At 64.8% G+C, this 15,419-nt stretch carries 11 protein-coding genes; 5 read left to right on the top strand and 6 right to left on the bottom strand.

Annotation, left to right across the window (positions count from 1 at the left end; genetic code table 11):
• Window positions 1–14 precede the first annotated feature (14 nt).
• Window positions 15–1,397 carry an MBOAT family O-acyltransferase gene (locus IVB54_RS10220; protein ID WP_247294845.1) on the bottom strand — a complete coding sequence of 461 codons (1,383 nt, stop codon included), beginning with the start codon at window positions 1,395–1,397 and terminating at the stop codon, window positions 15–17.
• 45 nt (window positions 1,398–1,442) lie between these two features.
• Window positions 1,443–2,402 (bottom strand): fatty acid desaturase, encoded by a 960-nt coding sequence (locus tag IVB54_RS10215; protein WP_244561297.1) that lies wholly within the window; start codon window positions 2,400–2,402, stop codon window positions 1,443–1,445.
• A 220-nt stretch (window positions 2,403–2,622) separates the two neighbouring features.
• Here IVB54_RS10215 and IVB54_RS10210 point away from each other — a divergent pair, with 220 nt between their 5' ends.
• The gene (locus IVB54_RS10210; RefSeq protein WP_247294849.1) at window positions 2,623–3,570 is read left to right on the top strand and encodes a glycerophosphodiester phosphodiesterase; all 948 of its coding nucleotides are present in this window, start codon (window positions 2,623–2,625) and stop codon (window positions 3,568–3,570) included.
• A gap of 9 nt (window positions 3,571–3,579) precedes the next feature.
• Here IVB54_RS10210 and IVB54_RS10205 read toward each other — a convergent pair whose 3' ends face one another.
• Complete coding sequence (locus IVB54_RS10205) at window positions 3,580–5,859, bottom strand: fused MFS/spermidine synthase (protein ID WP_018454256.1); 2,280 nt, start codon at window positions 5,857–5,859, stop codon at window positions 3,580–3,582.
• Between the two features lie 168 nt (window positions 5,860–6,027).
• Between IVB54_RS10205 and IVB54_RS10200 the strand changes: the two genes are divergently transcribed.
• Entirely contained in the window at window positions 6,028–7,638 is a 1,611-nt protein-coding gene (locus IVB54_RS10200) for an NAD(P)/FAD-dependent oxidoreductase (protein ID WP_085385411.1), read from the top strand.
• A gap of 275 nt (window positions 7,639–7,913) precedes the next feature.
• On the opposite strand, the gene IVB54_RS10195 is transcribed toward IVB54_RS10200, so the two are convergent.
• Window positions 7,914–8,078, bottom strand: a complete 165-nt coding sequence (locus IVB54_RS10195) for a Flp family type IVb pilin (protein WP_018454254.1) — start codon at window positions 8,076–8,078, stop codon at window positions 7,914–7,916.
• Between the two features lie 153 nt (window positions 8,079–8,231).
• On the opposite strand from IVB54_RS10195, the gene IVB54_RS10190 reads away from it, so the two are divergent.
• Window positions 8,232–9,119 (top strand): 50S ribosomal protein L11 methyltransferase, encoded by an 888-nt coding sequence (locus tag IVB54_RS10190; RefSeq protein ID WP_018454253.1) that lies wholly within the window; start codon window positions 8,232–8,234, stop codon window positions 9,117–9,119.
• 24 nt (window positions 9,120–9,143) lie between these two features.
• On the opposite strand, the gene IVB54_RS10185 is transcribed toward IVB54_RS10190, so the two are convergent.
• Window positions 9,144–9,323, bottom strand: coding sequence for a hypothetical protein (locus tag IVB54_RS10185; protein ID WP_018454252.1), 180 nt, complete (start codon window positions 9,321–9,323; stop codon window positions 9,144–9,146).
• Between the two features lie 188 nt (window positions 9,324–9,511).
• Between IVB54_RS10185 and IVB54_RS10180 the strand changes: the two genes are divergently transcribed.
• Complete coding sequence (locus tag IVB54_RS10180; RefSeq protein ID WP_247361205.1) at window positions 9,512–11,341, top strand: aminopeptidase P family protein; 1,830 nt, start codon at window positions 9,512–9,514, stop codon at window positions 11,339–11,341.
• Between the two features lie 382 nt (window positions 11,342–11,723).
• Complete coding sequence (locus IVB54_RS10175) at window positions 11,724–12,998, top strand: multidrug effflux MFS transporter (protein WP_247361203.1); 1,275 nt, start codon at window positions 11,724–11,726, stop codon at window positions 12,996–12,998.
• A gap of 174 nt (window positions 12,999–13,172) precedes the next feature.
• On the opposite strand, the gene ligA is transcribed toward IVB54_RS10175, so the two are convergent.
• Window positions 13,173–15,326, bottom strand: a complete 2,154-nt coding sequence (gene ligA, locus IVB54_RS10170; protein ID WP_247361177.1) for an NAD-dependent DNA ligase LigA — start codon at window positions 15,324–15,326, stop codon at window positions 13,173–13,175.
• Window positions 15,327–15,419 lie beyond the last annotated feature (93 nt).

Raw genomic sequence — 15,419 nt, 5'->3', positions numbered from 1 at the left:
AGCCGGGATCGGTCTCAGAACTTGAAGTAGACGAACTCATGGAGATCCCGACCACCCATGTGAAGCAGCAATGCGAATAGCCCAAGACCGAGCAGACCCGCGAGCCACGGATTGGGACGGCGCGTGAGCACCGCCACGATGTCCTGGCTCGCCGGCAGCAGGAAGGCGAACAGCGGCGCTGCGATTAGCGGCCACAAATGCTTTCCGCGCTCGAGCGGGAGCCGCGAAGCCAGTCCGGCGAAGACATGCCAGGCCGCCTCCACCGATCCTGCACGAAAGATCACGCCGGTCGCGAGCACGAACAGCACGGTAAGCGCCCAGCCGAGCCATGACGGGAACTCCGGGCCATAGCGACGCCACAGCGTGCAGGCGACCAGCGCAAGCCCGTGCAGCACGCCCCACAGCACGAAGGTCCAGCTCGCGCCGTGCCAGAGGCCACACAGCGCCATCGTGATCATCATCGCGCCGAAAAACTGCACCGGCAGCCAGCGCCGCGGCAGCAGGCGCAGATTGACCAGCGGATAAAACACGTAATCGCGCAGGAACAGCATCAGGGTGATGTGCCAGCGCTGCCAGAAATCCTGGATGTTGGTCGAGCGCAGCGGCGCATCGAAATTGTACGGCAGCTGCACGCCGAACAGCAGGCCGAGGCCGATCGCGACGTCGGAATAGCCGGAGAAATCGAACAGGATCTGGAAGGAGAAGCAGAAGGCGAGCCAGGCGTCACCGCCCGCGAGCGGCCCGTTCGCGGCCTGCGCGTAGATGGGATCGAGCAGATGCGCGAGGCCGTCGGCGATCACGATTTTCTCGAACAGGCCGATCGCGATGAAGCAGGTGGCGATGCAGAACTGACGCTGCCAGCCCGGAACGTAGACCTGCCTGCCGAACTGATGCATCACCTCCGACCAGCGCGCCAGGGGGCCGGCGATCGCCTGCGGGAAGAAGGCGATGTAGAGCGCATAGCGGTCGAACGCATAGAGCGGCGCCCTGCCGCGCTTCAGGTCGACCAGATACATGATGTGATGGAAGGTGAAGAAGGAGATGCCGAGCGGCAGCCCGACGTCGAGCACCGGCAGCGTCGTACCGAGCACGAGACCCAGATTAGCGAGAACGAAGTTGGCGTATTTGAACAGGGCCAGCACCGCGAGATCGAGCCCGATCACCAGCGTCAGCAGCGCCGGCCATTTCACGCGCCCATAGGCAACCGAGGCGAGCCAGTTGATCGCGATCGAGCCGATCAGGAGCAGGATGAAGGACGGGCTGCCCCAGGCATAGAAGGCGAGCGACAGCGCGACCTGCACGCCGATACGCAAGCCCGGATAGGGATCGGCCAAGCGATAGATCAGCAGCGCCGCGGGCAGGAAGACCAGGAGAAAGGGATAGTCGTTGAACAGCATCGGTTCACAGCCGCGCCATCGCCGGCGTGAGCCGGCGGATGATGCTCAGCCCGTTTCGAGGTCGGGCGCAGCGTCACCCGGCTGCCGCAGCATGCGTCGCGCAATCTTCTCCTCGCTCGGCACCTTGACGTCCCAGGCCAGTCCCAGCGCTTCCAGCGCCCGGATGAAGACAAAGCCCGGATCGAACTCGAACCAGCGCAAGCCGAAGGCCGCGGAATAGGGAAAGGCGTGGTGGTTGTTGTGCCAGCCCTCGCCCCAGGCAAGCCAGGCCACCACGCCGAGATTGCGGCTGTTGTCGTCGCGGGTGACGAACGGCTGCGCGCCAAAGCTGTGCATGACGGAGTTGATGGCCGACATGGTCTGCTCGACCACGAACATGCGCACCACGCCGCCCCAGAGCAAGCCGGTCAGTGCGCCCCACGGGCTCATGGTGGCGAGGCCGCCGATCGCGGCCGGCAGCACCAGGCCGAGACCGACCCAACTGTAATAGTAGCTGTTGACGGCAACCAGCCTGCGATCCGCCATCAGGTCCGGGACATAGTGCGCAACATTGGGATAATCGTGCGCGATCATCCAGGTCAAATGCGCGTGCAGGAAGCCGCGCAGGCGGCCGAATGCGCCCTCGCCGTGCAGCCGCGGCGAATGCAGATCGCCGTCGTGATCGGACAATTCGTGGTGCCGGCGGTGCATTGCCGCCCAGGACAGCATGGGGCCGCGGCCGGCCATCGATCCCATCACGACCAGGATCGCACTCATCGCCGTGGAGGTCGCGAAGGCGCGGTGGGTGAAGAGCCGGTGATAGCCGACGGTAAGGCCGAGGCCGGTGACCAGCCAGAAGCCGACGAACAGGCCAAGCTCCATCGCGCCGATCGGGCGGTAGAACAGAAGGACCAGCGCCAGCAGCGTGCCGACGAAGGGCAAAACGTCGAAGATCATGAAATGCCGGCGCTGCATCCGGCGAAAATGCCGGCTGCGGATAATTCGATGATCGCGTTGCTGCTGCACGGGCGGGATTCCAGGGCACCGACTATGAGTACATACCCCCGCGGCGGGCGCAACCCAAGCCACCGCCCAAGGTTTCAACAGCCAGGAAAGCCTATACAATAGGACGGACGCGCCAAACGCGTTGAAATATCGCCCCTTTCCCCTTGCCCCATGAGCCACCATGCCGTCACGTGCTGCGACGATCTTGACCGTACTGTCACTTCTCATTGCGGGACCGGCCATGGGATTCGATTCGGCATTTGATTCGGCTTTCGACCTCGAGGCCCATCGCGGCGGGCGGGCACTGCTGCCGGAAAACACGCTTCCGGCCTTCGCCAACGCGCTGTCGATCGGCGTGGACACGCTGGAGCTCGATGTCGGCATCACCGCCGACGGCGAAGTCGTCGTCTCGCATGAGCGCGGGCTCAATCCTGATATCACGCGGGATGCGAGCGGCGCCTACGTCACGCCTCCCGGCACGCCCTTCGTGAAACTGCGGCTCGCCGACGTCAGGACCTATGACGTCGGCCAGATCCGGCCAGACAGCCCTTACGCGAAGCAATTCCCCGACCAGCGCGCCATGCCCGGGACCCGTATTCCGACCTTGAGCGAGCTGTTCGCGCTGGTGCGCAAATCCGGCAATACGCGCGTGCGCTTCAACATCGAGACCAAGATCGATCCGAACCATCCGGACGAGACGCTCGATCCGCAATCTTTCGTCACCAAACTGCTCGGCGTGATCGAAGCCGAGAAATTCTCCGACCGCGTCATGATCCAGTCGTTCGACTGGCGGACCCTGCTGCTCGTCCAGCAGCGGGCACCAAAGATGCCGACGGTGTACCTGACGCTCCAGCGCGGCTCGGGCCAGACGGTGGCGCTGGACAAGGCGACCAATTGGACGGCGGGCTTCAGCCCGGCCGATCACGGCGGGTCGCTGCCGCGGACCATCAAGGCGGCGGGCGGCGCGGTCTGGTCACCCTATTTCGGCGATGTGACCGCGGCACTGATCGCCGAGGCCCATGCGCTCGGGCTGCATGTCGTGGTCTGGACGGTCAACAAACCCGAAGACATGGCGCGCATGATCGAGATCGGCGTCGACGGGATCATCTCCGACAGGCCCGATTTGTTGCGGCAGGTCGCTGGCGAGAAGGCAATCGCGTTGCCCGCGGGGACGCCGGTGGAGCCGTAGAAGCGGGCCCTACTCCCCGTCCCGCAAGCGCCGGTACAGCGCGCCCAAAATGTTGGAGTAATCGTCGGTCCAGACCCGCACCCGGTCGTCGGCTTCGGTCTGCTCCCATGTTTTCGACGATGCGAGCCTGCCGACGTCGGCATCCTCGCGGGCGGAGATGACGACGTCGGTCGAGAAGATGTAGTCACCATCGCGCCCGGAATCCTCGTTGTAGACCCAGCTCTTGAGATCGTTGGCATCGGCGATACCGACCACGACCGTCTCGAGATCGAGGTGGCGGTTGGAGACGTGCATCACCACGGCGCCGTGCGGAGCGAGCTTGTCCTTGTAGATCTTCATCGCCTCTTCGGTCGCAAGATGGATCGGGATCGCATCCGACGAATAGGCATCGACGATGATGAGATCATAGGCACCGTCCGGCTCCTTCGCGAAGGTGAGGCGGGCATCGCCGATCACCGGCTTCAGGCCCGGCATGCAGCTCGAGATGTAGCGGAAATTCTTCGGATCGCTTGCCGCGTCGACCATGGACTGATCGATCTCGAAGAATGTCCAGCTCTCGCCGGGCTCGGCGGCGCAGGCGAGCGTGCCCGATCCGACGCCGATCGCCGCGACCTTCAGCGGCGCGCCCTTGCGCTCGCGCATCGCGGTCACGGCCTGACCGATGCCGCCGTCCTTGTGATAGTAGGTGATCGGCTCCGGCCGGCCGGTGACCGGCGTGCCGTCATTGTTGAGGAAGCGCTCGGCGCCGTGAATCGTGGTGCCGTGCATCAGCACGTGGAAATAGCCGCCGGGCGTCACCACGATCTTGTGCACGCCGAAGAAGCTGCGCACCGTGGTGACGCGGCCTTCGTCCGCCGGATAAACCCGGATCAACGCCAGCGCGAGCGCGACGGTGGCGAATATCTTCCAGCGGCCGGCGTTGACCGCCAGCGCCAGCAGCGCGGCGAGCACGCCGACGCCGCCGGCCATCCAGACCCGGTGATCCTCGAACCAGGTCGATAGCCCGCCCGTCGTGGTGGACGGCACAACGAGCACGACGGCGAGCGCGGCAAGCGCCAGCCAGTACCATTTGACGATGCCCGCCAGCCGCTCGTTCGCGGGCGGCCGGCACAGCGCGGCAAGCGCAACCAGGATCGGATATTCGGCGATCCAGGAGAATGTGAACGGCGCAAGGAGCCCTGCGAACAGGCCGCCGACCATGCCGCCGAACGATAGCGCGACATAGAATCCGGTGAGATATTTGGCGGCCGGCCGGGTTCGCGCCAATTCGCCGTGGCAGGCCATCGCGATGACGAAGAAGCACAATTGATGACCGCCGAGCGTCAGCAGCAGGTTCTGTTCGCCGCCGAACGCCAGCAGGAAGACGACGCCCGCGATCGCGACCGGCTGGAGCATCAGCATCCATTTGTGCGGCAGTAACGGCCGCGACTGGAACACCACCACCCAGGTCAGGAGATACAGCGACAGCGGCAGCACCCACAGCAGCGGCGCTGCCGCAACATCGGTCGAGATGTGCGCGGTGACGGCGATGAGCAGGCCGGACGGCACTCCGGCGAGGAATATCCAGCGCAGCCGCGTCATGAGACCGGGCGCCGGCGCATTCAAATCCTCGGTTCGCGCATCGACCATGGCCAGTTTCGGCGAGCGCAACAGCAGCACGCCGCAGGCGGCGATCAGGACGATCAGAATGCCGTAACCGCCGGTCCAGAGCCGGTTCTGCGTGTGCAGCGTGAACATCGGCTCCAGCAGGAACGGATAGGACAGCAGGGCGAGGAAGCTGCCGATGTTGGAGGACGCATAGAGGAAATAGGGATCGTGTCCGGCAGGATGCCCGGTGCGGACGAACCAGGCCTGCAGCAACGGATTGTTGGCGGCAAGCGCGAAGAACGGCAGCCCGATCGAGATCACGAACAGACCGAGCAGCCAGATCGCGTAGCCCGAAGCGGGCGGATCGCCATAGGCCGAGGCGATGCCGAGCGGCAACGTGACGAACGCCGTGATCAGCAGCAGGAGATGCACCACCACCGGAACGATGCGGTTCCTCACCTGCATCAACAAATGCGCATAGGCGTAGCCCGCCAGCAGCAGCGACTGGAAGAACACCATCGCCACCGACCACACCGCCGGCGAGCCGCCGAGCCGCGGCAGGACCATTTTCGTGAACAGCGGCTGCACCGAGAACAGCAACAGCGCGCTGACGAAGATCGCGGCGGTGTAGACCGTCAGCAGCAGCCGGTTGCGTGACGAGGACGGCTGCTCCGTGGCGGCGGGTTGCACGATCGAATCCATGGAAGCTCCAGCCCCGGCGGGCGCCGGGCGCGCGCAATGGAGCACAAGGCGCCTGAACGGGCAATAAAGGGTCTCGTGATGTTGCAGCGGGGAATGCTTGATATACAGATGTCCCGAGCCCGGTCGTTCAGACCATCCCGGAATGGGCGTGGAACAGCTGACCCCTTCATGATCGAAACCGACGTCATCATCATCGGCGCTGGCCATAACGGCCTCACCTGCGCGGCCTATCTCGCGATGGCCGGCTTGCGCGTGCGCGTGGTCGAGCGCCGCAAGGTGGTCGGCGGGGCCGCGGTCACGGAGGAATTTCATCCCGGCTTCCGCAATTCGGTCGCGGCCTACACCGTGAGCCTGCTCAATCCGCTGGTGATCCGTGACTTGAAGCTGGCCGAACAGGGCCTGCGCATCGTCGAACGGCGCGCGCAGAATTTTCTGCCCGCCCCCGACGGCAGCTATCTTCTCACCGGCGAGGGGCGGACGCAGGCGTCCGTCGCCCGGCTGAGCCCGCATGACGCAAATGCACTCGACGGGTTTTCGCGCGAACTGGAAGATATCGCCGACGTGCTTCGGCAATTCGTGCTGCGCGCGCCGCCAAACCTGCTCGATGGTTTCGGCACGGCCTCGATCCGCGAAGCCGTGAACGCATTCCAGAGCGCCAACATCCTGCGCGGGCTGTCGCTGGAGCAGAGCCGCAGCCTGCTCGATCTCTTCACCCGCTCGGCCGGCGAGATGCTGGACGAACGTTTCGAGCATGATCTGGTCAAGGCGCTGTTCGGCTTCGATGCCATCGTCGGCAATTATGCCAGCCCCTACGCCGCGGGCTCGGCCTATGTGATGCTGCATCACGCCTTCGGCGAGGTGAACGGCAAGAAGGGCGTCTGGGGTCACGCCATCGGCGGCATGGGTGCGATCACGCAGGCCATGGCGCGCGCCGCACGCGACCGCGGCGTTGTGATCGACACCGATGCAGGCGTGCGCGAGGTCATCGTCGAGCGCGATCGCGCGGTCGGCGTGGCGCTGGAGAACGGTACGACCATCCGCGCGAAATATGTCGCAGCCAACGTCAATCCGAAACTGCTCTACACGCGGCTGGTCGCCGCCGATGCGCTTCCCCAAGACTTCCTCGCCCGCATCCGGCACTGGAAGAACGGCTCCGGCACCTTCCGCATGAACGTGGCGCTGGACCGCCTGCCCTCCTTCACGGCGCTGCCGGGCGACGGCGATCATCTCACCTCCGGCATTATCCTGGCCCCTGATCTCGGCTACATGGACCGCGCCTTTTTCGATGCCCGCGCGCACGGCTGGAGCCGGGAGCCGGTCGTGGAAATGCTGATCCCCTCGACGCTCGACGACACGCTCGCGCCCGCAGGACACCACGTCGCAAGCCTGTTCTGCCAGCACGTCGCGCCGGAGCTTCCCGATGGGAAGTCGTGGGACGACCATCGCGACGAGGTTGCCGACCTCATGATCGCGACGGTGGACAAATACGCGCCGGGTTTTGCGACAAGCGTGCTCGGCCGCCAGATCCTGTCACCGCTCGACCTCGAACGGCAGTTCGGCCTGCTCGGCGGCGACATCTTCCACGGCGCGCTGACGCTGAACCAGCTGTTTTCGGCGCGGCCGATGCTGGGCCACGCCGATTATCGCGGGCCCGTGAAGGGCCTCTATCATTGCGGCTCCGGCGCCCACCCCGGCGGCGGCGTCACCGGCGCGCCTGGCCACAACGCCGCCCAGGCAATCCTGAGGGATCACCGGTCGTTGTTCGGAAGCCGTGGATAAGCCTGTGGATGGGCTGTGGACAGACTGTTGGCAAAGCTGTGAAAGGGCGGTGGGTTATGCCCCTTCAAAGCCTGCTACAAATCGGTGGAAAATCCGGGAATGAGCGGCGGGATAATCCGTGGACAAAGTCCGGACAAACCAGCGGGTAGCCTGTGGGCATTCTGTGAAAACCTCTCCCCAAAACGACTTCGCCCGCCAGGGGGCAATTCCCCCGGCGGGCGCGGCTCGAAAGCAGTCGTATGGAGAATTGCCCCGCCGGGAATGGGAGGCGGAAATTACTTTAAGGAGCTGCTAATCGAAGTGAACTTGTCGTTCATGGTGGTGCCCAGTCCGTTCACGACGGTGATGATCGCCAGCGCGATGCCGGCTGCGATCAGGCCGTACTCGATTGCGGTTGCACCTGAATCGTCGGTCCAGAATTTCAAAATCATGCGCTTCAAGTCTCGCCTCCTTTTCCATTTCAAGCTGTGTGGGTTGCCCAACACCCGCAAATCTACGTGGCACAACCTGCGGTCGGGTTAACCTCATAAATGCAAGTTATTAGAAAAATCGGGAACAAAAGTTCCAAAAATTGAACCGGACGGAACCCTGAGATGCAGCCTGCCCCCACCCATCGCGCCAATTTTTCGATCGGCAGCGAGATCGCCGCAAGGCGCATTGTCGACGTCCTCACCGAAATGTTCTTCGAGGATGATGCGGCGGTCGCCGCCTTCGAGCAGCCGAACGGACAGTGGGACGTCGCGCTGCATTTCGCCCACGCGCCGGACCGGGCGTGGCTGCGCGAACTCGTTGCAACATCAGCAGGAAATGAGATCGCGGACACGCTGGCCTTCGACACCGTCGAAGCCAGGGACTGGGTCAAGTCGAGCCTGGAAGATCTCGTCCCGGTGCCGGCCGGGCGCTTCGTCGTCCACGGCAGCCATGACCGCGACCGCGTGGCCCCGAACAAGCTCGCCATCGAGATCGAGGCGGCTCTCGCCTTCGGCACTGGCCATCACGGCACCACACGCGGCTGTTTACTCCTGCTTGACCATGTCCTGAAACGCACCCGGCCGGACCGCGTGCTCGACCTCGGTACCGGGACCGGCGTGCTCGGGATAGCGGCGGCGAAAGCGCTGCATCGCGCGGTGCTGGCCTCCGACATCGACCCGGCCTCGGTCAAGGTGGCAGCCGAGAACGCCGTGTTGAACGAGGTCGGTCACCATGTGCGAGTGATCCGCGCCATCGGCTTCGCGGCGGCTGATTTCGGCAGACGCGGCCCGTTCGACCTGGTGCTGGCCAACATCCTTGCCAATCCGTTACGGCAATTGGCGGGCCCGATGACGCGCCACCTCGCCCCTGGCGGGCGCGTCATCCTCTCCGGCCTGTTGACGCCCCAGGTCCCCGCCGTGATCGCCGCCTACCGCGCGCGCGGCCTCGTGCCTCTGAAGCACATGCGAATCCAGGGATGGAGCAGCCTGTTGCTGCGGAAGATGGGGTGAGTACGGCTGCTGCCGTAGATGCCGCTACTTTGCCGTCTCTTCGTCCCGGCGCATCGCGCGCTCGGCCTGCGAGGCGCGCCTCGCGCGGCGTTCGGCGAAACGGTCGATCATCTGGCTGATCAGGCCGCGCGGTTTCTTCGGTGTTGCCGCAGCCGGGGCGCGGCGCACCGGCGGCGTAATCTTTTCAAACGTGAACGCTGGCATCGAGTGTCCCCTCGTCGTTGAGATGAACAACTTGCTCGAATTTCCCTGTCATCTGGACGAAGCGCAACTGCCGCATCCTGTACTCCACTCAATTCGAATGGAACTTGTTCAAGCACAGTCCATGCCAGATGCGACCTCAAATGCGTCTACATTGCGGACTGATCCGCATGATCCTAAAGTGATCCACCATGTTCGAAGCGCATTTCCAGACATTCGAGGAGCCCGAGGCCGGCGTCGCATTGACAGCCCGGCTGGCCGCGCTCCGTGAAGAACTCGCCCGCCGCAAGCTGACCGGTTTCGTGATTCCACGCGCCGATCAGCAGCAGAATGAGTACGTGCCGCCGTCCGAAGAACGTCTCGCCTGGCTGACCGGTTTTACGGGCTCGGCGGGACTGGCGGTGGTGCTGACGCACGAGGCCGCGGTCTTCGTCGACGGCCGCTACACGATCCAGGCGGCCAAGCAGGTCGATTCAAGGGCCTGGGCCGTGGAATCTCTGATCGATCCCCCGCCGGAAAGCTGGATGTCGGCACACCTGAAGGCCGGCGACCGCCTAGGATTTGATCCGTGGCTGCACACTTTTGCAGCAGCCGAGCGTTTGGCCGCCGCCTGCACCAAGGCCGGTGCCGAACTGGTCGCCGTCGACAGCAATCCGGTCGATGCGATCTGGCAAGACCGGCCACAGCCGCCGATTGCGCCGGTCACGGTGCACGGAATGCAACATGCCGGCGTGACTGAAGCCGAGAAGCTGACGCAGATCAGGAGCGAGATCGGCAAGCTCGGCGTCGATGCGTTGGTGCTGTCCGACAGCCATGCCGTGGCCTGGACCTTCAACATCCGCGGCGCCGACGTCGCGCATACGCCGCTGCCGCTGTCCTATGCGCTGGTGCCGAAGGACGGCCGTCCCACCATCTTCATCGATCACCGCAAGCTCTCAAATCTGACCCGCGACCATCTCGAGCAGTCCGCCGACGTGCGCGAGCCCGATGCGATGGCGCCGACGCTGATGGCGCTCGCCAAGAGCGGCGGATCGATCGCGCTCGACAATGCGACCGCGGCCGACGCCCTCAGCCGGCTGATCACGGGCGCCGGCGGCAAGCCGGTGCGCGGCAGCGATCCGATCGCGCTGCTCAAGGCGGTCAAGAACACGACCGAGATCAAGGGCACGCAATCGGCGCACCGGCGCGACGCCGTGGCGCTGGCACGCTTCCTCGCCTTTATCGACCGCGAGGCGGCAAGCGGCAAGCTCACCGAGATCGACGCGGTCGAGGCGCTGGAGACATTCCGCCGCGACACCGGCGCGCTCAAAGATGTGTCGTTCCCGACCATATCGGGCACCGGCCCGAATGGCGCGATCGTGCACTACCGCGTCACCCGCAAGAGCAACCGGCGGATCGTCCACGGCGATCTGCTGCTGATCGATTCAGGTGCACAATACGAAGACGGCACCACCGACGTCACCCGCACCATGGCCGTGGGCGAGCCGACCGACGAGATGCGCGACCGCTTCACGCGTGTGCTGCGCGGCCACATCGCGATTGCGCGGGCGATCTTTCCCGACGGCGCCACCGGCGCGCAGCTCGACACACTCGCACGGCAATATCTCTGGGCCGCCGGCGTCGATTTCGAGCATGGCACCGGCCACGGCGTCGGCAGCTATCTGAGCGTGCATGAGGGGCCGGCGCGAATCTCGAAGCTCGGCACTACGCCGCTGAAGCGCGGCATGATCCTGTCCAACGAGCCCGGCTACTACAAGACAGACGGTTTCGGCATCCGCATCGAGAACCTCGAACTGGTGGTCGAAGCCGATATCAAGGGCGCGGAAAAATCGATGAACGCGTTCGAGACGCTGACCCTGGCGCCGATCGACCGCCGGCTGATCGATGTCGGCATGCTCAGCAAGGACGAGCTCGACTGGCTCAACGCCTACCACGCGCGCGTCAGGGCCGAGGTGCGGCCGGCGCTGGACGAGACGACCAAGGCCTGGCTGGACCAGGCCACGGCGGAGTTGAAGGCGTAAGCGCGTCGTCGCAAAGCCGCATGGCTCCACGCGCTTTGCGCAAGGCTGCTTCTCCACCACAGCTGTCATGCCCCGCGACCCGGCTACGCCAAGGCTTCGCCGGGGTGAGGTCTAGGGGCGCCGAAGCTTTAGCGAAGGCGGCAGGCGGGGAATCCAGCATTCCAGAGACAGGAAACGCATGCGAAGAAGCCGCGGCGTACTGGATCGCCCGGTCAAGCCGGCGATGACACCGACTTTTTGACGCGAGCAACGCGCCCAAGCGGCGCTATGGCGCCCTCATCATAACCGTCCCGGAATCCGTATAGCCGCATTCCGAAACGCCGATATGCGTCTTGCGCGAGCGCGCTACAGTCCGATTCGAATTTCTACGAGACGGACACGCATGCACGGCATGATCAGCAAGCCGCCGGACACGGCGAAGAACCTCGCGACCTCGCGCGTGGTGTTGCTGCTGCTCGTCGTCATGACCGGCATCGCGCCGATCTCGCTTTACATGCTGGTTCCGGCGCTGCCGGTGCTGGCGACGACCTTTGGCAGCGACATCTCGGTCGCGCAGATGACGGTGTCGCTGTACATGGTCGGCATCGCGCTGTCGCAACTCATCATGGGCCCGCTGTCGGACCGTTTCGGGCGGCGACCGGTGCTGCTCGGAGGACTGGCGCTGATGGTGGTCGCCAGCGCCGCCTGCATCTTCGCGGAAACCCTGCCGCAGCTGATCGCCGCGCGCTTTTTCCAGGCGTTGGGCGGCGCCGCGGGCATGGTGGTGAGCCGCGCCATCATCCGCGACATCTACGAGCGCGACCGCGTCGCCTCGATGATCAGCCTCGTGGTCGCGGCGCTGATGATCGGGCAGATGGTCTCTCCGCTCAGCGGCGGCCTGATCGAGACAGCGTTCGGCTGGCGCGCGATCTTCTACGCCATCACCGTCGCCGCGATCATTGTCGCCGTCGGCATCGCATTCGCGCTGCCCGAGACGCGCCGAGATCGCGCCGCCGGCAGCGGCTTTCGCGGCGATGTCGGCATCCTGATCCGCAACCGCGCCTTCGTCGGCTACGTGATGTGCCAGGTGCTGGCCTCGCAGATCATCTTCACCTTCGCCGGCGGCGGCCCCTATATCGTGGTGACGCAGATGGGCAGGACGAGCGCCGAATACGGCGCGTGGTTCGCGACGACGGGTTTTGCCTATCTCGTCGGCAATCTGCTCTGCGTGCGCTTCGCGCCCAGGCACTCGCTGGAGAAGTTGATCTGGTTCGGCCTCGCGCTTCAGCTTTGCGGCAGCCTGTTGAACCTGCTCTGGAGCTTCACCGGCTGGAACGAGGCGCCCGCCTGGCTGTTCGGCACGCAGATGATCGTGATGGTCGGCAATGCCTTCGTGATGGCGAACTCGGCCGCCGGCGCGATCAGCATCCGTCCCGAGGCCGCCGGCACCGCATCAGGTGCGATGGGCTTTCTCCAGCAAGGCATCGGCGCGCTGATGTCGCAATTCGCCGCCTATCTCGGCGGCCATTCCGCGACCACGCTGCCGCTCACCGCCGCGGTACTGGCGATCTCCCTGCTCTGCGCCTGCACGATGATCTTCGTCGTCCCCCGCCGCGAGGTCATGATGAGCGAGACGCTGATCGAGCAGGCGGAAGAGGAAGAGAGCGGGATGATGTGATCGGGCGCGGTGAGGCCTTCTTCCTTCTCCCCTTGTGGGAGAAGGTGGCGCGCGTAGCGCGCCGGATGAGGGGTCTCTCTCCGCGCGGGTCCCCTCTCAAAGCTTGAACTCGAGAATAGAACCCCTCATCCGGCGCTACGCGCCACCTTCTCCCACAAGGGGAGAAGGGAAGAGTCACTCCCCGATCAGCTGCAGCCACTCGTCCTCGGTCAGCACCTTGACGCCATGCTTGTTGGCCTCCGCGAGCTTCGAACCTGCGCCGGGGCCTGCGACGACGAGATCGGTTTTCTTGGACACCGAGCCGGACACTTTTGCGCCTAACCGCTCAGCGGTGGCCTTGGCCTCGTCGCGCGTCATCTTCTCCAGCGAGCCCGTGAACACCACGGTCTTGCCGGCGACGGCGGAGTTGCTCTTCGGCTTCTCCGCGTCGATGATCTCGACCTCCCTGGTGAGCCGCTCGACGATGCCGCGATTGTGGCTCTCGCCGAAATAATCGGCGATGCTCTTGATCACGGTCTCGCCGATCTGGTCGAGCGCGTCCATCTCGGCCATCGCCTCCTCGTCGCCCTTGGCGACCTTCAGGCTGGCATCGTGGAAGGCGTCCCAGGAGCCGTAGCCGCGGGCCAGCGCCAGCGCCGTGGTCTCGCCGATATGGCGCATGCCGAGCGCGTAGATAAAACGCTCCAGCGCGATCTTGCGACGGCTCTCGATCGCGCCGAACAGATTGCGCACCGAGGTTGCGCCGTAACCCTCGATGTCCTCCAGCTTGAGCTTTGCGTTGCGCTTTTCCAGCGTGAAGATGTCGGCTGGCTCCTTCACAAAACCTTCGTCGAAGAAGTACTGGAGCTGCTTCTCGCCAAGACCGTCGATGTCGAAGGCGCGCCGCGACACGAACAGCTTCAGATGCTCGATCTTCTGATAGGGGCAGGCGAACTCGCCGGTGCAGCGAGCGCGTGAGCCCTCTTCGCCCGCCGCCGTCTCCTCGCGCGTGACATCGGTGTGCAACGGGCACGGGCACTTCTTCGGAAACTGGAATTCCCTGGCAGCCTTCGGCCGCTTGTCGAGGACGACGTCGACCACCTGCGGGATGACGTCGCCGGCGCGCTGGATCACGACGGTGTCGCCGATCCTGATGTCGCGGCCCTCGCGCAGCACTTCGCCCTTGTTGCCGATGCCCTTGATGTAGTCCTCGTTGTGCAGCGTGACGTTCTGCACGATCACGCCGCCGACGCCGACCGGTTCGAGCTTGCCCACCGGCGTGAACGAGCCGGTGCGGCCGACCTGGATCTCGATGTCGCGCAGCACCGTCGTGGCGCGCTCGGCCGGGAATTTGTGCGCGATGCCCCAGCGCGGCGTGCGCGAGACGAAGCCGAGCCGTTCCTGCCAATCGATGCGGTCAACCTTGTAGACGACGCCGTCGATGTCGTAGTCGAGTTTTGCGCGCTGTTCCTCGATCGCACGATGAAACGCCAGCAGTTCCTCGACGGAGTGACAGAGCTTGGTCAGCGGGTTAGTCCTGAAGCCGCAGCGCTCGAACCAGCCGATCATGCCGCTCTGCGTGCCCTCTGGCATCGCGCTCATCTCGCCCCAGGCATAGGCGAAGAAGCCGAGGGGGCGCGAGGCGGTGATGGTCGGATCCTTCTGCCGGAGCGAGCCCGCGGCCGAGTTGCGTGGATTGGCGAAGATGGTGCTGCCTTCCGCCTTCTGCCGCTCGTTGAGCGCCAGAAACGCCTTCTTGGTCATGTAGACCTCGCCGCGCACCTCGCAGATGTCGGGGACGTTGCGGCCCTTCAGCCTCTTCGGCACGTCTTCGAGCGTGCGGATGTTGGCGGTGACGTCCTCGCCGACCGCGCCGTCGCCGCGAGTCGCCGCGGTGACGAGTTCACCGCCCTCGTAGCGCAGCGACATCGAGAGGCCGTCGATCTTCGGCTCGGCGGAAAAATCGATCTTGTCGTCGTCGAGCTTCAGGAAGCGCACGATGCGGCCGACGAAGTCGCGCAGATCCTCTTCCGCAAAGGCGTTGTCGAGCGACAACATGGGGACGGCATGCCGCACCTTCTTGAAGCGGCCTGATGGTGCAGCACCGACTTTCTGCGACGGAGAGTCCGCGCTGACGAATTCCGGAAAGCGCTTCTCGATCGCGTTGAAGCGCTGGCGTAGCGCGTCATACTCGGCGTCGGTGACGGTGGGCGCGTCGTCCTGGTAGTAGCGTTCGTTATGCCCCTCGATCTCGAGCGCGAGCCGCATGTGCTCGACCTTGGCCTGCGCCTTGGTGAGGTCGGCGACTTCGCGAAGCGGTGTTGGTTTCGATTTTGCTGCTCTGGCCATGGTGCTTGGATACGATGGAGCGGGCAGGAGGGTAAAGGCGGTTACAGTTTCGTACCCCGGACTCAACGTTTAGGGCCCTGCGGTTGCGCGCGT

The organism is Bradyrhizobium sp. CW1 (assembly GCF_023100665.1).
GTDB classification, from domain to species: domain Bacteria; phylum Pseudomonadota; class Alphaproteobacteria; order Rhizobiales; family Xanthobacteraceae; genus Bradyrhizobium; species Bradyrhizobium canariense_D.
The sequence above is the reverse complement of the archived record's forward strand: the minus strand, read 5'-3'. Positions and strand labels throughout refer to the sequence as shown.